The sequence below is a fragment of the Streptomyces sp. NPDC001153 genome (assembly GCF_053598315.1).
The window spans coordinates 34,295-53,847 of sequence record NZ_JBSFJZ010000006.1 but is presented as its reverse complement, the minus strand read 5'-3'; the positions used below and the strand labels follow the sequence as shown (position 1 = coordinate 53,847).

The window sequence follows — 19,553 nt, the reverse complement described above, 5'->3', positions numbered from 1 at the left end:
GGCCGCCACCCCCTTCACACGTCGATCCGGCTCAGGCGCCGGATGAGGACGAATCCGACCGCGTACATCGCGAACGCGATGAGCACGCAGGCCTGGCCGACCGGTGAGCCGGTCATGCGGGCCAGCGCGCCGTCCTTGACGCCGTTCATGAGGAAGAGCGCGCCGACGCCGAGGACGGGGACGGCGTACGACGTCATGGTCACCTGGGAGAGCTGGGTGCGGATCTCCCGCCGGGTCTCCTTGCGTTCCTCCAGGGTCTCGGTGAGGTTCCGCAGGGCCGACACCACCTGGCCTCCTGCCCGGTTGGACAGGACCAGGGTGGTGACGAGGACGACCAGTTCCCGGGACGGCAGCCGGTCCGCCAGCTCACCGAGCGCGTCGTCGAGGGAGTGGCCGATCGCCAACTGGTCGGAGATCTTGGCCAGTTCCTCGCCCGCCGGGGCCTCCAGCTCCTCCGCCGCCATGCCGATCGCGGTGCGCAGGGCGAGGCCCGCCTGGGTGGCGTTGGCCAGGATGCGGGCGAGTTCGGGGAGTTGGTTGATGAAGCGCTCGATGCGTTTCTGCCGCTGCCAGTTGAGGAACTGCACCGCCGCACCGATGCCGAGGAGCCCGGCGAGGGGTCCGAAGAAGGGGGCCAGGGTGGCCTGGCCGATCAGCCACAGCGCGGCGACCGTCGCCAGCATGCAGACGAAGAACTCGCCCGGGGTCACGTCCAGTCCGGTCGCCGCGAGGCGCAGCTCCAGCCGGCGGCCGAGGCGGGTGCGGCGCAGCCGCCGGTCCAGGTCGCGGAAGCGGCGCCTGCGGCCGGTCGCCGGGGCCGGGCCGGTGTGGGTGAGCCGGTCCACGAGGGCCGCGCGCTGGGCCCGGCCCGAGGCGTAGGCGTGCACGCCGGCCACCGCCAGGACGCAGGCCAGCAGCGTCACGCCGGTGGTCAGCTGGACGAGGGTGTGGAGTTCCATGGGGCCTACCTGGCTTCTCGGGTGGCGAGCTGGTCCACGGAGTGGGCGACTCCGAAGGCCTGCGGGACGGGCTGGCTCGCCATGTAGAGGCGGTCGGCGGTACGGCGGGGCAGCGGGAAGTACTGGAAGCCGCCGTACACGCGGCCGTCGGGGGTCATGGGCCGGGCGTCGAACCGGGCCACGGTCGCGAGCCGGTACGGCTCCCCGCCATGGCTGTCGAGCAGCGCGATCTCGGTGATCCGGCGGGCGCCGTCGGCGAACCGGGTGAGCTGGACGATGACGTCGACCGCGCTGTTGATCTGGTCGTGGAGGGCCACGAAGGGGACCTCGACGTCGGACATGGAGGCGAGGGTCTGCAGCCGGGTCAGGGCGTCCTCGGCGCTGTTGGCGTGCACGGTCGCCAGCGATCCGTCGTGGCCGGTCGACATCGCCTGGAGCATGTCGAGGGACTCGCCGCCGCGGACCTCGCCGACCACGATCCGGTCCGGTCGCATCCTCAGGGAGTTGCGGACCAGGTCCCGGATGGTGACCTGGCCCTTGCCCTCGACGTTCGGCGGCCGCGCCTCCAGCCGGACCACGTGCGTCTGCTGGAGCTGGAGCTCGGCGGAGTCCTCGATGGTGATGATGCGCTCGTGGGAAGGGATCAGGCCCGACAACGCGTTCAGCAAGGTCGTCTTTCCCGTGCCCGTGGCGCCCGAGACGATGATGTTGAACTTCGCCTGCACCAGGCCCCCCAGCAGATACACCATGTGCTCGTCCAGCGAGCCGAAGGAGATCAGCTCCTGGAGGGTGAAGGAGCGCGGGAAGCGGCGGATGGTGAGGATCGGCCCGGTCAGGGACAGCGGCGGGATGATGACGTTCACGCGTTCGCCGGAGGGCAGGCGGGCGTCCACCATCGGGTTCGACTCGTCCACCCGCCGGTTGACGGTGGACACGATCCGCTCGATGGTCTGCATCAGCTGGTCCGAGGAGACGAACCGCAAGGGCAACTGCTCGACGCGGCCGCCTCGTTCGACGAAGATCGCGTCGGGGCCGTTCACCATGATCTCGGTGATCGACGCGTCCTCCAGCAGCGGCTCCAGGATGCCGAGGCCCAGTGCCTCGTCCACCACCCGGCGGATCAGCTGCGCGCGCTCCACCGTCGACAGCACCGGGCCCTCACGGCTGATGATGTGCCCGAGCACCCGCTCGAGGCGCGCCCGGCGTTCGGCCGCCGCGAGCGAACTCATCTCCGCGAGGTCGATCTCCTCCAGCAGCTTGGCCCGGTAGGAGGCGACCAGATGCCCGTCCTCGCCCCGGCTGCCGTGCTCCTCCGGAGTGCTGATGCGTGCCCGCAGGCTCATGTCGGCATCTCCTCGCCTAGTGGTCGAGCGGCATGGTGGCTTTTTTCGTGGCGTCGCCGAAGTCCCAGATGATCTTCGGGATCTTCACCCGGGCGGTGACGGTCACCGAGCCATCTCCTGGTTCCTCACCGCACGTCACGCTGAGTCCGCCGCTGACGGCTTCGGAGCACGCCTGCTGGGCGTCCTGCCGCAGGGAAGCCGCCCGAGCCCCGGCCCGGGCCGCCGTACCGGCCTGCTCGGCGGCGTACGCGACGGCCCCGATCTGGATGCCCGCCATGGCCACGATCAGGAGGATCGGGATGAACCCGAGGTACTCGATGGCGACCTGGCCCCTGTCCCGCCGCCCGCGTCGGTACGGCATCTCAGTGCTTCACCTCCTCGACGGCGCCGGCGTGGCCGTGCACCGTGGCGGGGAAGGAGATCACCCCGGGAAAGAGAACGGGGACCTTGAGGTAGACATCGGCCGTGACATAGCCGGACGGACTGCACTGCACCTTTGCATCCCCCTTCCAGGCCGCCGACAGATGCTTCAGCCCCGCAGCCGAGCAGGCCGCCTGCCGTGCACCCCCGCGCGGCGCCGCCGTCCCCGCCCGTACCCCTTCGTCCGCAGCATTCCCGGCCAGCGTGAAGGTGTACCCCACGAGCACGGCCTGCCACACGAGCACCAAGGTCAGAACGATCAGCGGCGTCATCCCGAGGAACTCGATGCTCACCTGCCCCCGATCCCCCTCCGGCCTTCTCATGGGGCACTCACTCCTTCCGCCGCCGGAATCCGCCCGCGCCACGCCCGCTCCCCCGATGACCGGTGGTCCCCTCGGCCGCCCGCACCAGCCCCAGCTCCCCCGCGAGCCCCCACAGGGCCTGTTTCACGGAACTCCTGCTGTCGAGCTCATGCACCCGCCCGGTGTCGACAACGGCCTGAAGTTCCTTGAAGTTGGCCGGAACGGCCGTACGCGCCACCGCCGTGCCGGTGATGCGCTGCACGAGGGCCGGCTGGATCTCCGTACTGCGCGTGTGCCGGTTGACGACCACCGTCGTCTCCTCGGCCTTGCGGATCTGCAGCCGGTCCCACATCCGTACGGTCCGCTTGGCGGCGCGGACGGCGATGACGTCCGGCGTGGTGACCAGGAGCGCGATGTCGGCCATCTCGACCACGGCGGCGCCCGCCCCGCTCAGCTGGGCGCCGCAGTCGACGACGACCACCTCGTAGCGGGAGCGCAGGGCGCTGACGGTCTGGCGGGCGGCGCGGTCGGTGACCTCCTCGCCGCGTTCGCCCTCGCCGGGGGCGAGGAGCAGGGCGAGCCCGGTGTCGTGGCGGAAGAGGGCGTCGGCGAGGACGCGGGGCGAGATGTCGGTGATGGCGGCGAGGTCGGCGACGGACCGCCGGAACTGGATGTCCAGGTAGGAGGCGATGTCTCCGGCCTGGAGGTCGAGGTCGACCAGAGCCGTCGGCCGGCCGGAGGCCTGTGCGGCGAGGGCCAGCTGGATCGCCGCCAGGGTGGCGCCCACGCCTCCCTTGGCGCCGCTGACCGTGACGACCGTACCGCCGACCCCGCCGAGCAGGTCGGAGACGCCATGGCCGAGATGACGCCGTACCCCGGTCGACCACTGGGCGACCGCCTGGACCCGGCTGGCGAGTTCCTCGTACGACAGCGGGAGCGCGACCAGGCCGCGGGCGCCGGAGTCCATGGCGGCGGAGAACAGGCCGGGTCCGGCGTCGGTGGTGACGAGGATGACGCCGACGGCGGGGAAGCGGAGCGCGACCTCGCGGATCAGTTCCAGGGCCGGTACCGGGCCGATCCGCTCGTGGACGACCACGACCTCGGGCAGTTCGTCCACGGACTCGGCGGCGAGCCGGGCGAGGGTGTCGACCAGCTGGGTGGAGTCGCCGACCGGCGGCTGGGGTTCGGCGTCGGGGAGCTGGCTGAGCAGGGTGGTGAGGGAGCGTACGGCGTCCGGGTCGGCTCCCGCCGGGAGGATCCTGGTTGGCATGCGGGCCGCCTCTCACTTGTCCGTCGCGAGTTCGTAGGTGCGTTCCTTGTCCGGGACGCTGGTCTCGCTGCCGGGGGCCACCAGCGCGAGCCGGACGCGCTGGGCGAAGGACTCGGCGTAGGTGATGCGCTGGGCGTCGAGGGTGGACAGCGCGAAGGTGATGGGGACGGCCTCGCTGGGCTGCTGCTGGTTCTTGCTCTGCTCGGGGTCGAGGGCGGTGATCTGGCCGACGTCGAGGACCCGGGCGTCGGTGACGATGATCTTCGACTGGTCCGGGTCGCCTTCCTTCTTTCCGGCGAAGGTGGCGTACACGTTGACGTGCGATCCGGGGGTGATCTTCCCTGCCACGCCGGTCGCCGCGTCGATCATGATGGCGACCTCCTGCTGTCCGGGCTGGAGGGCGGGCTGGTCGACGACCATGTCGGTCTGGAGCAGGGAGCCCTTGCGCAGGGTGGTGACCGCGATCTTGCCCTGGATCTGCCGCAGATCCGTGACCGCGTTGTCCGACAGCCACCGCTTGGGCATCTCGGTCTTCTCGAACTGGCCGGCGTCCAGGGTGGTGTACGGCTTCACGTCGGACCGCACCCGGTAGGCGGTGACCTCGGGGCCGACCTTGGAATTGACGTCGTGGACGACGGAGAGCACGCCGGCGAACGCGCCCAGAGCGCACAGGACCGACAGGATCAGGAGTATCACGCCGCGGCGCTGACGGGAGTTCATGAACCGTGCAACCTCATTGGGGGAATCGGTCGAGCGGGCTGGGGACGTGCGGGTCGGGTCAGGCGGGCGTGCGCTGCTCCAGGGCGCGGGGCGCGGCGGGTTCGTGGGCGGGCGGGGTGGCGGAGCAGAAGACGCACCGGTCGCCGATGACGTCCAGTCCGCACCAGTGACAGGTGGTCTGCCGTACCGACGTGACCAGTTGGTAGAGAACGGACAGGTCGGCGAGGTAGCTGCAGAACTCGGTCATGCGGCCCGTCCCCCACCACACCGGGGACTCGGCGGGCAGCGGGACCTCGCGCAGCCCGTGCACGCTCCACTGCCCCGCGAGCCCGGCGACCCAGTCACCCTGCTGCGTCTGCTGTCCTTTGCCGACGAGCATCCAGGTGTTGAACTCGGGCCCTTTGAGCGTGACGCCGGGACCCGTGCGCACGAGCTGCGGCTCGGGATGCGCGAGCACGGCGAACTGGCTGCCGGGCACCCAGGACTTGGCGTGCGCCTTGAGGCCGACCGGCACGCGGTCCAGTCTGGCGACCGAGCCGAGCACGGCCCCGGCGTGGATGTAGTGGGTGAGCAGCCGCCCGGCGGAGGCGAGGACGCCCGGACTGAGGTCGCAGGAGGAGAGTTGCCGCAGCTGCCGGGCGAGCACGGCGATGCCGAGGGGCGGAAGTCCGGGCCGGAAGACGGCGATGCGGTCGCTCTCCAGCAGCGAGCGCAGGGTGTGCAGCCGTCGTAGGACGGTCTTCGGCGTGGCGGTCGAGCACACGACGATCAGGTATCCGTACTGCTCGGTCAGGGTGTGGAGTTCGGTGAGCGCGTGCTCCAGGGGCCGCTGGTCGAGGCCGCCCAGCACGACGGCCGGCATGGTCCGTTCGTCCTGCGCCGGCAGTGCCATGTCGGCACTGGTCACGGCAATGGCAGTGGGCACGCGCAACTCCCCGCTCTTCACACCCGCCGGCCCACGGAGGTAACTCCCGTGCGCCAGGACGACTTCACTGCGTGACTACGTGAGCACTGTATCCACGGCCGTATGGCCGGAGAACAGCGTTTGTGAAGCCCGCGTGGAACTCTCCGGTCACAACTCCGGCCAAATACGGACAGCTTGAGCGGTGAACCGGAAACGGTTTTGGTCTGGACCTCTTGACACCCAGATTGGTCTGGACCAACTTGTATGCCCAACGGTGGCCACCGCACCTTCTCCTCCCCTCTCCCCTCTCCCCTCTCCGCCAAGGCTCCCTCTCCGAACCCCCCTTCCCCACCGGAGGCCCCAATGGACCATGCACCAGGCATACCCAGACCCCGCGGACGGCGAATCACCCTGTGGTCCGCCGCCACGGCCCTGGCCCTCTCCGTCGCGGGACTCGCCGCGACCCCGGCCTCCGCGGCGGACGTCAACAACGTCACGAACGCCGGCTTCGAGTCGGGCCTGTCCGACTGGACGTGCACGGCCGGCAGCGGCACGACGGTCTCCTCCCCGGTGCACTCCGGTTCCTCCGCGCTGAAGGCGACCCCGGCCGGCCAGGACGACGCCCAGTGCACCCAGACGGTCGCGGTCAAGCCCAACTCGACGTACACGCTGAGCGCGTGGGTGCAGGGCGGCTACTCCTACCTGGGCGTGACGGGCTCGGGTACGACGGACGTGTCCACGTGGACGCCGGACACGACGACCTGGAAGCAGCTGTCCACGACCTTCACCACAGGCGCCTCGACGACATCCGTCACGGTCTACACCCACGGCTGGTACGGCCAGGCGGCCTACTACGCCGACGACGTCTCGGTCTACGGCCCCGACGGCGGCGGAGGCGGCGGCCCGGCCCCGACCATTCCGGCGGCCCCCGGCGGCGTGACGGTCTCCGGTACGACGTCCTCCTCCGTCTCACTGTCCTGGTCCCCGGTCTCGGGCGCGACGGGCTACAACGTCTACCGGGACGGCACGAAGGTGACCGCGGTGACGGGCACCTCGGCGACGGTGACAGGCCTGACGGCCTCGACCTCGTACTCCTTCCAGGTGACGGCGACGAACGCGGCGGGCGAGTCGGCGAAGTCGGCGGCGGTGACCGCCACGACGGCTTCCGGGGGCAGCAGCGGCGGTGGCGGCGCGCTGCCCAAGCACGCGGTGACCGGCTACTGGCAGAACTTCAACAACGGCGCGACGGTCCAGAAGCTGTCGGACGTCCCGTCCTCGTACGACATCATCGCGGTGGCCTTCGCGGACGCCACGTCGACGCCGGGCGCGGTGACGTTCAACCTGGACTCGGCCGGCCTCGGCGGCTACACGGTCGACCAGTTCAAGGCGGACATCAAGGCGAAGCAGGCGGCCGGCAGGAAAGTCGTCATCTCGATCGGCGGCCAGAACGGCACGGTGTCGATCAACGACTCCACCTCGGCGACGAACTTCGCGAACTCGGTCTACTCCCTCATGCAGACGTACGGCTTCGACGGCGTGGACATCGACCTGGAGAACGGCCTCGACGCGACGTACATGACGCAGGCGCTCCGCGCCCTGTCGGCGAAGGCGGGCTCGTCGCTGATCATCACGATGGCGCCGCAGACGATCGACATGCAGTCGACGTCGAACGCGTACTTCCAGACGGCCCTGAACATCAAGGACATCCTCACGGTCGTCAACATGCAGTACTACAACAGCGGTTCCATGCTGGGCTGCGACGGCAAGGTCTACAGCCAGGGGTCGGTCGACTTCCTCACCGCTCTCGCCTGCATCCAGCTCCAGGGCGGCCTCGCCCCGTCCCAGGTGGGCCTCGGCCTCCCGGCTTCCCCAAGCGCGGCGGGCAGCGGCTACGTATCTCCCTCGGTGGTGAACAACGCGCTGGACTGCCTGACCGCGGGCACGAACTGCGGTTCCTTCAAGCCGTCGAAAACGTATCCGGACCTCCGCGGTGCGATGACCTGGTCCACGAACTGGGACGCGTCGGCGGGGAACGCGTGGTCGGGCTCGGTGGGGGCGCATGTGCACGCACTGCCGTGACATGAGAATCGGCTGGTGACGAGGCCCGGGCCCGCAGCGGCCCGGGCTTTGTCGATTCGATCGGACCCGACCGCCTTCGAGACGCGCAACGTGCTCCACCACTACGGGCCGGAGAAGCCGGCCGACGCCTTCGTCCCCTTCATCAACGCTCCGAAGGGGACTCCTCGGAGTCGTCGAAGTACGCGTCCAGCACCGCGTCCAGCTGTTCGTCCCACTCCTTGAAGCGGGACTTCGCCGTCGCCTCGATCTCGATCGGGAACCAGCGGCGGTCCGGGGTGTGGACGGTGATCGTGTAGCGCTTGCCGAAGCGGGGGGACTCCGTCTCGACCGCCGCGATCTCGTCCCAGCGGAACTCGCAGGCCTCCTCGTCCAGGCTGAGGCGGACACCCTTGCGGTCGGCCACGATCTTCGCCCGGCGGTCGGAGGCCTCGAAGACCGGTCCGTCGTCCGGGCCTTCGTCGTCCACGGACTCCGTGGCTTCCTCGGACGTCCCGGTCACCTCCGTCTCGGGCGCCTTCGAATCCTCCGGCTCCGCCGACACCGCCGACGCCACCGCGTCCTCCGGCTCCGGCTCGTCGGACGACCTGGCCTGTGCCGGAACCGTGATTCCGGGGATGAACGCCGGGTCGAAACCGGCGCCCGTCACGGGCCCGGTCTTCAACGGCTCGGCCTCGGACGGCTTGCTGCTCGCTCCTATGCGCTGCTCCACGGCGGAAGTATGGACGACTTCCCTGTGCCGGAACCAGTCAGCCCGCTCATCCCCGGTATCCCTCACGTCACGTTCATACGAACACGCTCACCACCGCCGCCACCGCGAACCCCGCCACCGACAGCACCGACTCCAGGACGGTCCACGTCCGCAGCGTGTCCCGTTCGCTGATGCCGAAGTACTTGGCCACCATCCAGAAGCCACCGTCGTTGACGTGCGAGGCGAAGATGGAGCCGGCCGAGATGGCCATGATGACCAGGGCCACGAAGGGCTGCGCGTGGTGGCCCTCCGCGAGCAGGGGCGCCACGATGCCCGCCGTCGTCACGATCGCCACCGTCGCCGAGCCCTGGGCCACCCGCAGGACCAGCGAGATCAGGTACGACAGGACGATCACCGGCAGGCCCACGCCGTGGAACGTGTCCGACAGGGCCTGGGCCACCCCGCTCGCCTTCAGTACCGCGCCGAAGACCCCGCCCGCGCCCACCACCAGCAGGATGTTGCCGACCGGCTTGAGCGAGGCGGTCGACACCGTCTCCAGCGACTTGCGGGACCAGCCCCGGCGGATGCCCAGCAGGTAGTAGGCCATCAGCAACGCGATGGTCAGGGCCACGAACGGGTGGCCGAAGAACTCCAGGACCGAGCGGGTGGGGGACGGGTCCAGGGCGATCGAGGAGAACGTGGCCGCGAGGATGAGGATCAGCGGTGTGCCGATGATGGCCAGGACCGTGGCGAGCGGGACCGGACGTTCCCGGCGTTCCACTCCCTGGGCACGCTGTTCGGCCACGACCGCCCGCCTGGCCTCCTCCGCCGCCTCGGCCATGTCCTGCGGTACGGCGACGAAGATCCGCTGTCCGATCCAGGCGGAGTACGCCCAGGCGGCCAGGACGGCCGGGATGCCGCAGACGATGCCCATGAGGATGATCCAGCCGAGCTGGACGTGGAGGAGGCCCGCGGCGGCGACCGGGCCTGGGTGCGGGGGCAGGAAGGCGTGGGTCATCGAGAGGCCGGCCAGCAGGGGGAGGCAGTAGAGGAGGATCGACTTGCCGCCGCGCTTGGCCGCCGCGTAGACGAGCGGGGCCAGGACGAAGATGCCCACGTCGAAGAAGACCGGGATGCCGAAGATCAGGCCCGTCAGGCCCATGGCGAGCGGGGCGCGCTGTTCGCCGAACAGACCGAGCAGACGGGTCGCCAGCACCTCCGCGCCGCCGCTGACCTCCAGGATCGCGCCGAGCATCGTACCGAGGCCGATGATGATCGCGACGTGGCCGAGGATGCCGCCCATGCCGGACTCGATGGTGGAGACGGCGTCGGAACGCTGGACCGTGCCGAAGAGTTCGGTGACCGACAGGCCGGCCAGCAGGCCCACGGCTATGGAGACGGCCAGGAGGGCCACGAAGGGCTGCAGCCGGACCCTGATGATCAGGAACAGCAACAGGGCTATGCCGAGGGCCGCGACCGTGAGGAGGCCGGGGGTGCCGTTCAGGAGGAGGAGCAGGCCTCCGGTGTGGGGTGGTGGGGCGGTGGGAGCGGTCGCGGCGAGCAGGAAGGACATACGGAGGTCCTCTTCGTAAATGCATGATGCTTTCGGGCAGGGGGGATCGCGACACGGCGGCCCGGGGGTGGGGGCCGCCGTACCGTGAGGGGACGTGCGGGTGGTGAGCGATCGTCAGCTGTTCAGCCGAGTACGGCGAGCGCGTCGATCTCGATGAGGAGGCCGGCCGGGAGTCCGACGTAGACCGTGGTCCGGGCGGCGGGCGGCTGGGTGAGGCCCTGCTCCTCGAAGTAGGTGTTGTAGATGTCGTTCATCTCGGCGAAGTGGTCCACGTCGGTGAGGTAGACGCGGATCATCATCACGTCGTCCCAGCTCGCGCCGCCTTCTTCGAGGATCGCCCTGACGTTGGCGAGGGTCTGGAGGGTCTGTTCGCGCAGGGTGGGACCGGCCGGTGTCGGGGGCCTGCCCTCCTCGGCGGGCAGGAAGCCGACCTGGCCGGCGACCTGGAGGATGTTGCCCTTCCGTACGCCGTGGGAGAACCGGGCGGGCGGGGTGGTGTGGGTCTTCGGGGTCAGCGCGGTCTTCTCGGTCATGCGGTGTCCTTCGTGGGGTCCGTCACTGGCGTTCTTCCGGAGTACTCGCCGCTGATCGCGTCCGCGGTACGGCGGACCTGCGGGAGCAGGGTGAGGAGTTCCTCGGCGGTGACGACCACGTTCGGCGCGGACACCGACATCGCGGCGACCACGCGGCCGTCGGCGCCGCGGACGGGGGCGGCGACGCAGTTGATGGACTCCTCGTGACCACCGAGGTCGGTGGCCCAGCCCTGTTCGCGGACCTTCTCCAACTCCCGCAGGAACGCGGGGGCGTTGGGGGTCGAACGGGGCGTGTAGAGGGGGTACTCGAGCTTGTCGGCGAGGGCGCGGCGCTCGGGTTCGGGCAGGTCGGCGAGGAGGAGCTTGGCCACGGCCGCGACCGTGATGGCGACGGGCTTGCCGATCCGGGAGTACATGCGGACCGGGTAGCGGCTGTCCACCTTGTCGATGTAGAGGACCTCGCCCTCCTCGTACACGGCGAGGTGCACGGTGTGCCCACAGGCCTCGTTCAGCCGTACGAGGTGGGGGTGGGCGATCTCGCGGATGTCGAGGTTCTCCATCGCCTCCTGGGCGAGGGCGAAGAGGCGGGCGCCGAGGCGGTAGCGCTGGTCGGACTGGCGGTAGACCAGGCCGTGCTCGTGCAGGGTGCGCAGGAGGCGGAGCGCGGTGGACTTGTGCACGCCCAGGCGGTCGGCGACCTGGCCGAGGTCGGCGGGACCCTCGGCCAGGAGCGGCAGGATGCTCAGGGCGCGGTCGACGGTCTGGCTCATGGGGTGTTCGCCTCCTGTGTGGCCCGCTCGGCCTGCGTCCAGCCGGGGGCGAGTCGAAGTCTCCCCCATGCGGTGTCGTCCAGGGCGGTCAGGCGGTCGGCGTGGTCCCGGGCGGGGGGTGTGGCGAGGTCGCCGGGGGTGGTGAGGGCGGCGGCGGCGAAGAGGTGTCCCAGCCTGAGCCGGGTCTTGAGGGGGAGGCCGCGGAGGGTGCCGGAGAGGAACCCGGCGGCGAAGGCGTCCCCGGCGCCGGTGGCCGCCACGACGTCCACGTGGAGGGCCGGTTCGAAGGTGACCGGGAGTGCGGTGGGCCGGCGCCCGTCGAACGCGGTCGCCCCCTTCTCCCCCTGCTTCACCACCAGCAGCCCCGGCTCCGGAAGCGCCGCTCGGATCGCCTCCGGGCCGCCCGTGACGCCCCACGCCTCCTGCGCCTCGTCCTCGCCGACGAAGACGATGTCCGCTCGGCGGGCCAGGCCGAGCAGCACGAGGGGCCCCTCGGGGGTGCTCCGCAGGGCCGGGCGGTGGTTCACGTCGAAGGAGAGGAGCGGGCGCCCCGGGCGGCGTGCCGTCAGGGTGTGCAGCAGGGCGCGGCAGTCCTCCGACAGGGCCGCCGTGATGCCCGACAGGTGCAGCACCCGCCCCGCCCGCGCCGCCGCCAGGTCCACGGTGGCCGCGCTCATCGCCGAGGCCGCCGAACCCGCCCGGTAGTACGCCACCTCGTGCGCGCCCGTGCCCCGGTCGCCGGCCGTGCGGAAGTAGACACCGGTCGGGCGGGCCGGGTCGCGGGAGACGGACGAGACGTCGACGCCGTACCCGGCGATCCGCTCCACCAGGTGCTGCCCGAAGCCGTCCGCACCCACGCGGCTCACCCATCGCGCGGTGTGCCCGGCGGCGGCCAGCACGCAGGCCACGTTGGACTCGGCGCCGCCGATCGCGCGGTCGAAGGAGGGCACGTCCGCGAGGCGGCCCGGCCGGGTGGGCAGGAAGGTGACCATGGACTCGCCGAGCGCGACCAGGTCCACAACCTCCATGACCGCACCCTTCACGGCGTCAGCAGCGTCGTTGATGATGACTCCTGTCCGATCCCCGGGTCACGGTTCCGTTGACCCGATGTCGGCGAGATGCTAGACACCATTCAGCAATCCGTGCAATGACCGTTGCAGAGAGTGCAACGGTGAGAGAGGGGCTCCATGAGCAGCAGCGAAGCGCTCGCCCAGCTGGCCGAGGAACGCGTCGACCACCGCTTCAAGGGCCTCCCGCCGGACGCCGAGGGCCTCACCGTCGGCGAGCTGGCCGCCCAGCGCCGCAACCTCTTCGCCGAGACGGACGGCTTCACCACGCCCGTCCTCGCGCTGTCCGCCGAGCGCCTGGAACACAATCTCGCGCTCATGGAGACGTACGCCGCCCGGCACGGCCTCGCCTTCGCCCCGCACGGCAAGACCTCCATGGCCCCGCAGCTCTTCCACCGTCAGATCGAGCACGGCGCCTGGGGCGTCACGCTGGCGGTGCCCCACCAGGTGCGCGTCGCCCGGGCGTTCGGGATCCAGCGCGTCTTTCTCGCCAACGAGCTGGTCGACGCCTCGGCACTGCGCTGGATCGCGGGCGAGCTCGCCGCCGACCCCGGCTTCCGATTCGTCTGCTACGTCGACTCCGTGCGCGGCGCCGAGCTGATGGACGCCGCGCTCAGGGGCTCCGCCCGGCCCGTGGACGTCGTCGTCGAGCTGGGCGCCGGCGAGGGTGCGCGGACCGGCGTGCGCACGGAGGAGGACGCCCGGGCCGTCGCCGATGCCGTGGCCGGCACCGAGACGCTGCGGCTCGTGGGTGTCGCGGGCTACGAGGCCCAGGTGCCCGGCGCCGACCCGGAGCTCGTGCGGGCCTGGCTGGACCGGCTGGTCGCGCTCGCCGTGGAGTTCGACAAGGCCGGGCGGTTCGCCGGAGCGGGCGAGATCATCGTCAGCGCCGGCGGCAGCGAGTGGTTCGACGCGGTCGCCGATGTCTTCGCCGCCGTCCCCGGGCTCTCCCTCCCCGTCCTGAAGCTGCTGCGCTCCGGCGCCTACGTCTCGCACGACGACGTGCACTACAGCAGGCTCACCCCGTTCAACCGGGTGCCCGAGGAAGGTGCCCTGGAGCCCGCGTTCCGGCTGTGGGCGCAGGTCGTCTCGCGCCCCTCGGCCGATCAGGCCTTCGTCAACGCGGGCAAGCGGGACGCCGCCTACGACCTGGACCTGCCCGTCGTCCAGGTGGTACGCCGGGACGGCACGGAGCACCCGGCCGACGGGATCGAGGTGACCGCCCTGTCCGACCAGCACCTGTGGCTGCGCACCGCCCCCGGCGCGGACGTCGGGGTCGGCGACTGGATCGGGCTCGGCCTGTCCCACCCGTGCACGGCGTTCGACAAGTGGCAGCTGATCCCGGTGGCCGAGGCCGACGGCACGGTCGTCGACTACGTCCGTACGTTCTTCTAGGAGCCGGTGAAAAGGGAGGCGGGACATGGAGGACCTGGTCATCCGGGACGCCGACGTCGTCGACGGCAGCGGCGCACCGTCGTACCGGGCCGATGTGGTGATCGACGGCGGCCGGATCGTCTCGGTCGTCAAGGAGGCCGCCGCGGCCGGCTGCCAGCGCCCGCGCGCCATGCGGGAGCTGGACGCGGAGGGCCTGGTCCTCTCCCCCGGCTTCATCGACATGCACGCCCACTCCGACCTCGCCCTGCTGCGCGACCCCGACCACAGCGCGAAGGCCGCGCAGGGGGTCACGCTGGAGGTCCTCGGGCAGGACGGGCTGTCGTACGCGCCGGTGGACGACCGCACGCTTCCGGAGGTGCGGCGGGCGATCACCGGGTGGAACGGCCACGGCGACGACATCGACTTCGACTGGCGGTCGGTCGGCGAGTACCTGGACCGGCTCGACCGGGGCATCGCCGTCAACGCGGCCTACCTCGTCCCCCAGGGCACGGTCCGCGCGCTCGCCGTCGGCTGGGAGGACCGCGCGGCGACCCCGGAGGAGCTGGACCGGATGCGGCGGCTGGTCGCGGAGGGGCTGGAGCAGGGCGCGGTCGGACTGTCCTCCGGGCTGACGTACACGCCCGGCATGTACGCCCCGGACGCCGAACTGACCGAGCTGTGCCGGGTGGTGGCGTCGTACGGCGGCTACTACTGCCCGCACCACCGCTCCTACGGCGCCGGCGCGCTGGAGGCCTACGCCGAGATGGTCGCCCTGACGCGGGAGGCCGGCTGTCCGCTGCATCTGGCCCACGCGACGATGAACTTCGGCGTGAACGAGGGCCGCGCGCCGGAGCTGCTGGCCCTGCTGGACCGGGCCCTGGACGCCGGGGCGGACATCACCCTCGACACCTATCCCTACACGCCCGGCTGCACCACCCTGGCCGCGCTGCTGCCGAGCTGGGCGAGCGAGGGCGGCCCGGAGGCGGTCCTGGCGCGCCTCACCGACGCGGCGACGGCCGAGCGGATCCGGCACGACCTGGAGGTGACCGGCTCGGACGGCTGTCACGGCGTGCCGGTGGAGTGGGAGACCATCGAGATCTCCGGCGTCACCGACCCGGCGCTCGGCGACCTGGTGGGCCGTACGGTCCGGGAGGCGGCCGGGCCGCGCGGGGAGGCCCCCTGGGAGACCGCCCGCCGGCTGCTGGTCGAGGACCGGCTCGGTACGACGGTCCTCCAGCACGTCGGCCATGAGGACAACGTCCGCACGATCATGCGGCACCGCACCCACACCGGCGGCTCCGACGGCATCCTGCGCGGCGACAAGCCGCACCCGCGTGCCTACGGGACCTTCCCGCGCTATCTCGGCCACTACGTACGGGAGTTGGGGATCCTCTCGCTCGAGGAGTGCGTCGCCCACCTCACCTCCCGGCCCGCGGCCCGGCTGCGGCTGCCGGACCGGGGGCTGGTGCGCGAGGGGTACCGGGCCGATCTGGTGCTGTTCGACCCGGGGACGGTGGCGCCCGGCGCGAGCTTCGCCGAGCCCCGCACGCTTCCCGCGGGGATCCCGCACGTCCTGGTCGACGGCCGGTTCGTCATCGAGGACGGGAAGCGTACGGACGTGCTCGCGGGCCGGTCCGTCCGCCGCACGGAGGTCCGCTAGGGCTTGGGCAGGGTGCAGCCGGCGGCGCTCAGGTCCAGCTTGTTGCCCGTGGTGAAGCAGGCGGGGATCTCGTAGGTCTCCTCGGCGTAGTTGATGCCCTGGTGGATGGTGACGTTGCCGTTCTCGTCCACCTCGCACGGGTTGTTCACCGTGCAGGTCTCGCCGTCCTCGTTGCCGGTGTTGTTGACGGCGACGACCTTGCCGGTGCTGGTGTCGATCACCGGGGAGCCCGAGGTGCCGCCGATGGTGTTGCAGGCGGAGGTGTAGCGGACCGAGTCCTTCCAGGTCCAGTCGCCCTCCTTCAGCCGGTACACGAACCCGTCGATGCTGCAGCTGTAGGTGCGCTTCCAGTAGCCGGAGACGACCTTGATGGCGGTGCCGGCGGTGGGGTGGGTGTCGTTCACGGTGAGCGGGCTGATCCCGTACGCGCTCTTGATCTGCGCGTAGGTGGTGGTCAGCCGGTAGATCGTGACGTCCGTGTCCGTCATGGTCGAGTAGACGACCTGGTTGGCGCGGAGGGTGGCGACCCTGCTGCCGGAGGCGTTCAGCAGGCCGAAGCTGCGGCTGGAGGACTGGCCGGTGATGACCTGGCCGGGGTCCGGGAAGCCGGTCTCCAGGCAGTGGCCGTTGGTGAGGACGAGCGCCGGGTCGCTGTCGGCGGAGTTGGGGAAGCGGATGACGGAACCGGAGCAGTTGCTGAGCGCGACCGTGCCGGCGAAGTTGACGGTCGCCGCGGGCTTGACGGCGCTGTGCGGCGCGGCGACCGCGGGGGCGGCTCCCAGCCCGGCCATGGCCAGGGAGGAGAGCGCGGCAAGGAGAGGCTTGTTCATGTGGGGGTCCCCTCTGACGACGTGGGCGACCGGAGTTCTCCGGCCGCCCGTTCGTTTGTCATGCACATCTTCGGTGCATCGAGAGGAAGGGAACAAGGAGCCGGCTCAGGTCATAGGGGTTTCCCTCTACCGCCGCAAGCGTTCAACTCGCCCTTTCCCGGCGCCGCTTGGGCTTGGTGACCACGGCACCGCACAGCGCGAACCCTCGCCGCCGGCCCGCGCTCACGCACCCGTCGGCCAGCGAGGGTGCTTCGTGGCGCCGTGGCCGTGGCCGCGGCCGCCGGGCGTGGGCGCGCTGGTGTCCGGGCGGGCCGTCGTCACGGTGGGCGCGGGCGCGTCGGGCGTCGTGGGGGCGGTGGTGGCGGCCTCGGTGGCCGGACCGCCGGTCGTCCGTCCCGGGGACGCGCCGGCGGCCGGGAGACCGGACGGCGAGGCCGAGGGGCCGCCGGAGGGCGTCGAGGTGGCCTCGGCCGAAGAGCCGGCGCCGGTGCGGGGACTCGCGGCGCTGGGGCCGCCGACGGCCGGACCGGACCCTCGCGAGGCGGGGGAACCCGAGCCGCTCGAACCACCCGACAGAGCGGCGATCACCGCGACCGCACCGGCGACGCCCAGCACCGCGGCGACGGCCGCCACCCGGCGGCGGCCGCCCGTGTGCCGCTCGGCGCGCCGCCGCGCCGCCCGCCCCTCGCCCTCCCGCGACCGGCCGGCCGGCCCGGTCGGGCCGACCGGCTCGACCAGCTCGAACCGGGTCGGCTGTGTCGGCCGGGTGGCGTCGGCCGGGCCGGGCCGCTCGGTCAGCGCAGGCAGTTCGCGGGTCTCGTCGTAGGCGTTCATCCAGCCATGGGCGGCGGCGGGGTCGGCATACTCCTCGTACGCCGGCGCCGGGGCCTGCGGGAGGTACACGCTGGGCGGGGCCGCGTCCGGCGGGGCAGCCGCGAGGGGATGCGGCACAGCACCGTCCGGCAGTGCCGGAAGCGGCTGCGCGGGGTACGCGTCCGGCCGGTCCTGGGGCGCAGGACGCGGTACAGGTCCGCCGTTCCGTCCGTGTCCGCCGCCCATCCCCATCCCCTCCGTACCTCCCCGCCCGCTCACGGCGCCGTGCGCGACCGGGCGCCCCGGCGGCACCGCATTCTAGGGACGCAAGTGACCGCTGAGACAGCCCACGGAGATATCAGGACAAACCAATGCGTCTCACGTGTCGGAAAACACCACCCACGAGGCATTACCGGGCCGTAAGCTCACGGCATGCAGGTGATCCAGTCGACCAAGCTCGCCAACGTCTGTTACGAGATCCGGGGCCCGGTTCTCGAGGAGGCCATGCGGCTTGAGGCGGCGGGACACCGCATCCTCAAGCTCAACACCGGCAACCCGGCCGCCTTCGGCTTCGAGTGCCCGCCGGAGATCCTGGAGGACATCCTCCGCAATGTCTCGACGGCTCACGGCTACGGCGATGCCAAGGGGCTGCTGGCCGCCCGCCGCGCGGTCGTCATGCACAACCAGACCCTCGGCATCGAGACGGATGTCGAGCACGTCTTCATCGGCAACGGCGTCTCCGAGCTGATCGTGATGGCGATGCAGGGGCTGCTGGACGACGGCGACGAGGTCCTCGTACCGGCCCCGGACTACCCGCTGTGGACGGCGGCCGTCTCCCTCTCCGGCGGCACGGCCGTGCACTACCGCTGCGACGAGCAGTCCGACTGGATGCCCGACCTCGCCGACGTCGAGCGCAAGGTCACCGACCGCACCAAGGCCATCGTCATCATCAACCCCAACAACCCCACGGGCGCGGTGTACGACGAGGCGGTGCTGAAGGGCCTGACCGACATCGCCCGCCGGCACAACCTGCTGGTCTGCTCCGACGAGATCTACGACAAGATCCTCTACGACGACGCCACGCACATCCCGACCGCGAAGATCGCCCCGGACCTGCTCACCCTCACCTTCAACGGCATGTCGAAGGCGTACCGGGTGGCCGGCTACCGGGTCGGCTGGATGTCGATCTCCGGCCCGCGCGCCCACGCCGACTCCTACATCGAGGGTCTGACGATCCTGGCGAACATGCGGCTGTGCGCCAACATGCCGGGGCAGCACGGGGTGGTGGCCGCGCTCAGCGGACGGCAGTCCATCAACGACCTGGTGCTGCCGGGCGGGCGACTGAAGGAGCAGGTGGACACCGCGTACGAGCTGCTGACCCGGATCCCGGGCGTCAGCTGCGTCCGCCCCAAGGGCGCGCTGTATCTCTTCCCGCGCCTCGACCCCCAGGTCTTCAAGATCAGGGACGACCGGCAGATGGTCCTGGACCTGCTGCGCGAGGAGAAGATCATGGTCGTCCAGGGCACGGGCTTCAACTGGCCCGAGCCGGATCACTTCCGGGTGGTGACCCTGCCGTCGGTCGGCGATCTGCGGGACGCGATCACCCGGATCGGGAACTTCCTGGACGGCTACGGCCAGCCGTAGCGGACGGGGCAGCCGACCGTGGCCGGCGGATCTCATTCCGTGACACGACTCAACTTTAGACGAAATCCAAGCTAGGATGGCTTCCTGTCAGCGCACAGGAGGCCATCCGCATGTACGAACCGATCCGCACCCCGTCGGTCCACAGCACAAGGGCCGGCACCGCCTCCGACTTCCCCCACCGGTCGCGCGAGGAGGAGCTGGACATCCAGCTCGCCGGCCACCTCGCCGCGCTGCTCGCCGTGACCGACGAACTGCGCGGGCAGACTCCGTCGGCCGACCTGGAGACCGCTGCCGAGCGGCTCGCCGAGCAGGTGGCCCGGCTCCGGGGCGGGCGCTCCCCGCTGCGGGCGGCGCCGTCCGCGGCCGGCGATCCCGCGGCGCTGCACCGGCGGGCGCACGCCCTCGCCGGCCGTGCGCTCGTGGTCGCCGCCTCGCGTGCCGACACCGCGGCGGCCATCCTCGCGGCCGAGCGGATGGATGCGCACGCCGCCGCGTTGTCGGAGCCGAAGGAACTGAGCATCACCGCCTGACCCCCGGGGTCCCACGATCGGCCCCGGTCCGCGTGCACCCGCAGCGACGCGCGGACCGGGCGCCATACACCGCG

19 protein-coding genes are annotated in these 19,553 nt (G+C 71.3%); 5 read left to right on the top strand and 14 right to left on the bottom strand.

The window, feature by feature from the left end:
- Positions 1–14 precede the first annotated feature (14 nt).
- Genes ACWDEN_RS08490 through ACWDEN_RS08460 form a run of 7 tightly spaced genes read right to left on the bottom strand, consistent with a single transcriptional unit; the run spans position 15 to position 5,960 of the window.
- Positions 15–959 (bottom strand): type II secretion system F family protein, encoded by a 945-nt coding sequence (locus tag ACWDEN_RS08490; RefSeq protein ID WP_351611792.1) that lies wholly within the window; start codon positions 957–959, stop codon positions 15–17.
- A 5-nt stretch (positions 960–964) separates the two neighbouring features.
- Complete coding sequence (locus tag ACWDEN_RS08485) at positions 965–2,302, bottom strand: CpaF family protein (RefSeq protein ID WP_351611789.1); 1,338 nt, start codon at positions 2,300–2,302, stop codon at positions 965–967.
- Between the two features lie 16 nt (positions 2,303–2,318).
- Entirely contained in the window at positions 2,319–2,663 is a 345-nt protein-coding gene (locus tag ACWDEN_RS08480; RefSeq protein ID WP_351611787.1) for a TadE/TadG family type IV pilus assembly protein, read from the bottom strand.
- Position 2,664: 1 nt separating this feature from the next.
- A complete protein-coding gene (locus tag ACWDEN_RS08475) occupies positions 2,665–3,045 on the bottom strand; it encodes a TadE family protein (protein ID WP_351611784.1) in 381 nt (126 codons plus the stop codon).
- Positions 3,046–3,052: 7 nt separating this feature from the next.
- Positions 3,053–4,294 carry an AAA family ATPase gene (locus ACWDEN_RS08470; protein ID WP_450858076.1) on the bottom strand — a complete coding sequence of 414 codons (1,242 nt, stop codon included), beginning with the start codon at positions 4,292–4,294 and terminating at the stop codon, positions 3,053–3,055.
- Positions 4,295–4,306: 12 nt separating this feature from the next.
- Positions 4,307–5,014: a Flp pilus assembly protein CpaB gene (cpaB, locus tag ACWDEN_RS08465; RefSeq protein ID WP_450858074.1), complete on the bottom strand. Its 708-nt coding sequence runs from the start codon at positions 5,012–5,014 to the stop codon at positions 4,307–4,309.
- A gap of 58 nt (positions 5,015–5,072) precedes the next feature.
- Positions 5,073–5,960 (bottom strand): hypothetical protein, encoded by an 888-nt coding sequence (locus tag ACWDEN_RS08460; protein WP_450858072.1) that lies wholly within the window; start codon positions 5,958–5,960, stop codon positions 5,073–5,075.
- 321 nt (positions 5,961–6,281) lie between these two features.
- On the opposite strand from ACWDEN_RS08460, the gene ACWDEN_RS08455 reads away from it, so the two are divergent.
- On the top strand, positions 6,282–7,997 hold the full coding sequence (locus ACWDEN_RS08455) for a chitinase (protein ID WP_450858070.1): 1,716 nt from the start codon (positions 6,282–6,284) through the stop codon (positions 7,995–7,997).
- Between the two features lie 142 nt (positions 7,998–8,139).
- Here ACWDEN_RS08455 and ACWDEN_RS08450 read toward each other — a convergent pair whose 3' ends face one another.
- The 5 genes from ACWDEN_RS08450 to ACWDEN_RS08430 all read right to left on the bottom strand — a co-directional run bounded on the left by ACWDEN_RS08450 (position 8,140) and on the right by ACWDEN_RS08430 (position 12,589).
- Positions 8,140–8,706, bottom strand: a complete 567-nt coding sequence (locus ACWDEN_RS08450) for a hypothetical protein (protein ID WP_450858068.1) — start codon at positions 8,704–8,706, stop codon at positions 8,140–8,142.
- A 73-nt stretch (positions 8,707–8,779) separates the two neighbouring features.
- Positions 8,780–10,258, bottom strand: coding sequence for a GntP family permease (locus tag ACWDEN_RS08445; protein ID WP_450858066.1), 1,479 nt, complete (start codon positions 10,256–10,258; stop codon positions 8,780–8,782).
- A 122-nt stretch (positions 10,259–10,380) separates the two neighbouring features.
- The gene (locus ACWDEN_RS08440; protein ID WP_351611768.1) at positions 10,381–10,791 is read right to left on the bottom strand and encodes a RidA family protein; all 411 of its coding nucleotides are present in this window, start codon (positions 10,789–10,791) and stop codon (positions 10,381–10,383) included.
- A complete protein-coding gene (locus ACWDEN_RS08435) occupies positions 10,788–11,561 on the bottom strand; it encodes an IclR family transcriptional regulator (RefSeq protein ID WP_351611765.1) in 774 nt (257 codons plus the stop codon). Before ACWDEN_RS08435 ends, ACWDEN_RS08440 begins: the two co-directional genes overlap by 4 nt.
- Positions 11,558–12,589, bottom strand: a complete 1,032-nt coding sequence (locus ACWDEN_RS08430) for a sugar kinase (protein ID WP_450858063.1) — start codon at positions 12,587–12,589, stop codon at positions 11,558–11,560. The genes ACWDEN_RS08435 and ACWDEN_RS08430 overlap by 4 nt, the downstream gene beginning before the upstream one ends.
- A gap of 159 nt (positions 12,590–12,748) precedes the next feature.
- Between ACWDEN_RS08430 and ACWDEN_RS08425 the strand changes: the two genes are divergently transcribed.
- The gene (locus ACWDEN_RS08425; RefSeq protein ID WP_450858061.1) at positions 12,749–14,023 is read left to right on the top strand and encodes an amino acid deaminase; all 1,275 of its coding nucleotides are present in this window, start codon (positions 12,749–12,751) and stop codon (positions 14,021–14,023) included.
- Between the two features lie 25 nt (positions 14,024–14,048).
- Positions 14,049–15,662: an N-acyl-D-amino-acid deacylase family protein gene (locus tag ACWDEN_RS08420; protein ID WP_450858059.1), complete on the top strand. Its 1,614-nt coding sequence runs from the start codon at positions 14,049–14,051 to the stop codon at positions 15,660–15,662.
- On the opposite strand, the gene ACWDEN_RS08415 is transcribed toward ACWDEN_RS08420, so the two are convergent.
- Positions 15,659–16,492, bottom strand: a complete 834-nt coding sequence (locus tag ACWDEN_RS08415) for a trypsin-like serine peptidase (RefSeq protein WP_351611756.1) — start codon at positions 16,490–16,492, stop codon at positions 15,659–15,661. The two genes, ACWDEN_RS08420 and ACWDEN_RS08415, sit on opposite strands and share 4 nt — an antisense overlap.
- A 222-nt stretch (positions 16,493–16,714) precedes the next feature.
- Entirely contained in the window at positions 16,715–17,443 is a 729-nt protein-coding gene (locus ACWDEN_RS08410) for a hypothetical protein (protein ID WP_450858057.1), read from the bottom strand.
- 294 nt (positions 17,444–17,737) lie between these two features.
- On the opposite strand from ACWDEN_RS08410, the gene ACWDEN_RS08405 reads away from it, so the two are divergent.
- Positions 17,738–18,949, top strand: a complete 1,212-nt coding sequence (locus ACWDEN_RS08405) for a pyridoxal phosphate-dependent aminotransferase (protein WP_450858055.1) — start codon at positions 17,738–17,740, stop codon at positions 18,947–18,949.
- A gap of 110 nt (positions 18,950–19,059) precedes the next feature.
- The gene (locus ACWDEN_RS08400) at positions 19,060–19,479 is read left to right on the top strand and encodes an SCO4983 family protein (RefSeq protein WP_450858053.1); all 420 of its coding nucleotides are present in this window, start codon (positions 19,060–19,062) and stop codon (positions 19,477–19,479) included.
- Positions 19,480–19,553: the final 74 nt, after the last annotated feature.

Coding starts and splice junctions, on each gene's coding strand:
- ACWDEN_RS08490 (WP_351611792.1), bottom strand. CDS start 959: ATGGAACTCCACACCCTCGTCCAGCTGACCACCGGCGTGACGCTGCTG.
- ACWDEN_RS08485 (WP_351611789.1), bottom strand. CDS start 2,302: ATGAGCCTGCGGGCACGCATCAGCACTCCGGAGGAGCACGGCAGCCGG.
- ACWDEN_RS08480 (WP_351611787.1), bottom strand. CDS start 2,663: ATGCCGTACCGACGCGGGCGGCGGGACAGGGGCCAGGTCGCCATCGAG.
- ACWDEN_RS08475 (WP_351611784.1), bottom strand. CDS start 3,045: ATGAGAAGGCCGGAGGGGGATCGGGGGCAGGTGAGCATCGAGTTCCTC.
- ACWDEN_RS08470 (WP_450858076.1), bottom strand. CDS start 4,294: ATGCCAACCAGGATCCTCCCGGCGGGAGCCGACCCGGACGCCGTACGC.
- cpaB (WP_450858074.1), bottom strand. CDS start 5,014: ATGAACTCCCGTCAGCGCCGCGGCGTGATACTCCTGATCCTGTCGGTC.
- ACWDEN_RS08455 (WP_450858070.1), top strand. CDS start 6,282: ATGGACCATGCACCAGGCATACCCAGACCCCGCGGACGGCGAATCACC.
- ACWDEN_RS08445 (WP_450858066.1), bottom strand. CDS start 10,258: ATGTCCTTCCTGCTCGCCGCGACCGCTCCCACCGCCCCACCACCCCAC.
- ACWDEN_RS08440 (WP_351611768.1), bottom strand. CDS start 10,791: ATGACCGAGAAGACCGCGCTGACCCCGAAGACCCACACCACCCCGCCC.
- ACWDEN_RS08435 (WP_351611765.1), bottom strand. CDS start 11,561: ATGAGCCAGACCGTCGACCGCGCCCTGAGCATCCTGCCGCTCCTGGCC.
- ACWDEN_RS08430 (WP_450858063.1), bottom strand. CDS start 12,589: ATGGAGGTTGTGGACCTGGTCGCGCTCGGCGAGTCCATGGTCACCTTC.
- ACWDEN_RS08425 (WP_450858061.1), top strand. CDS start 12,749: ATGAGCAGCAGCGAAGCGCTCGCCCAGCTGGCCGAGGAACGCGTCGAC.
- ACWDEN_RS08420 (WP_450858059.1), top strand. CDS start 14,049: ATGGAGGACCTGGTCATCCGGGACGCCGACGTCGTCGACGGCAGCGGC.
- ACWDEN_RS08415 (WP_351611756.1), bottom strand. CDS start 16,492: ATGAACAAGCCTCTCCTTGCCGCGCTCTCCTCCCTGGCCATGGCCGGG.
- ACWDEN_RS08405 (WP_450858055.1), top strand. CDS start 17,738: ATGCAGGTGATCCAGTCGACCAAGCTCGCCAACGTCTGTTACGAGATC.
- ACWDEN_RS08400 (WP_450858053.1), top strand. CDS start 19,060: ATGTACGAACCGATCCGCACCCCGTCGGTCCACAGCACAAGGGCCGGC.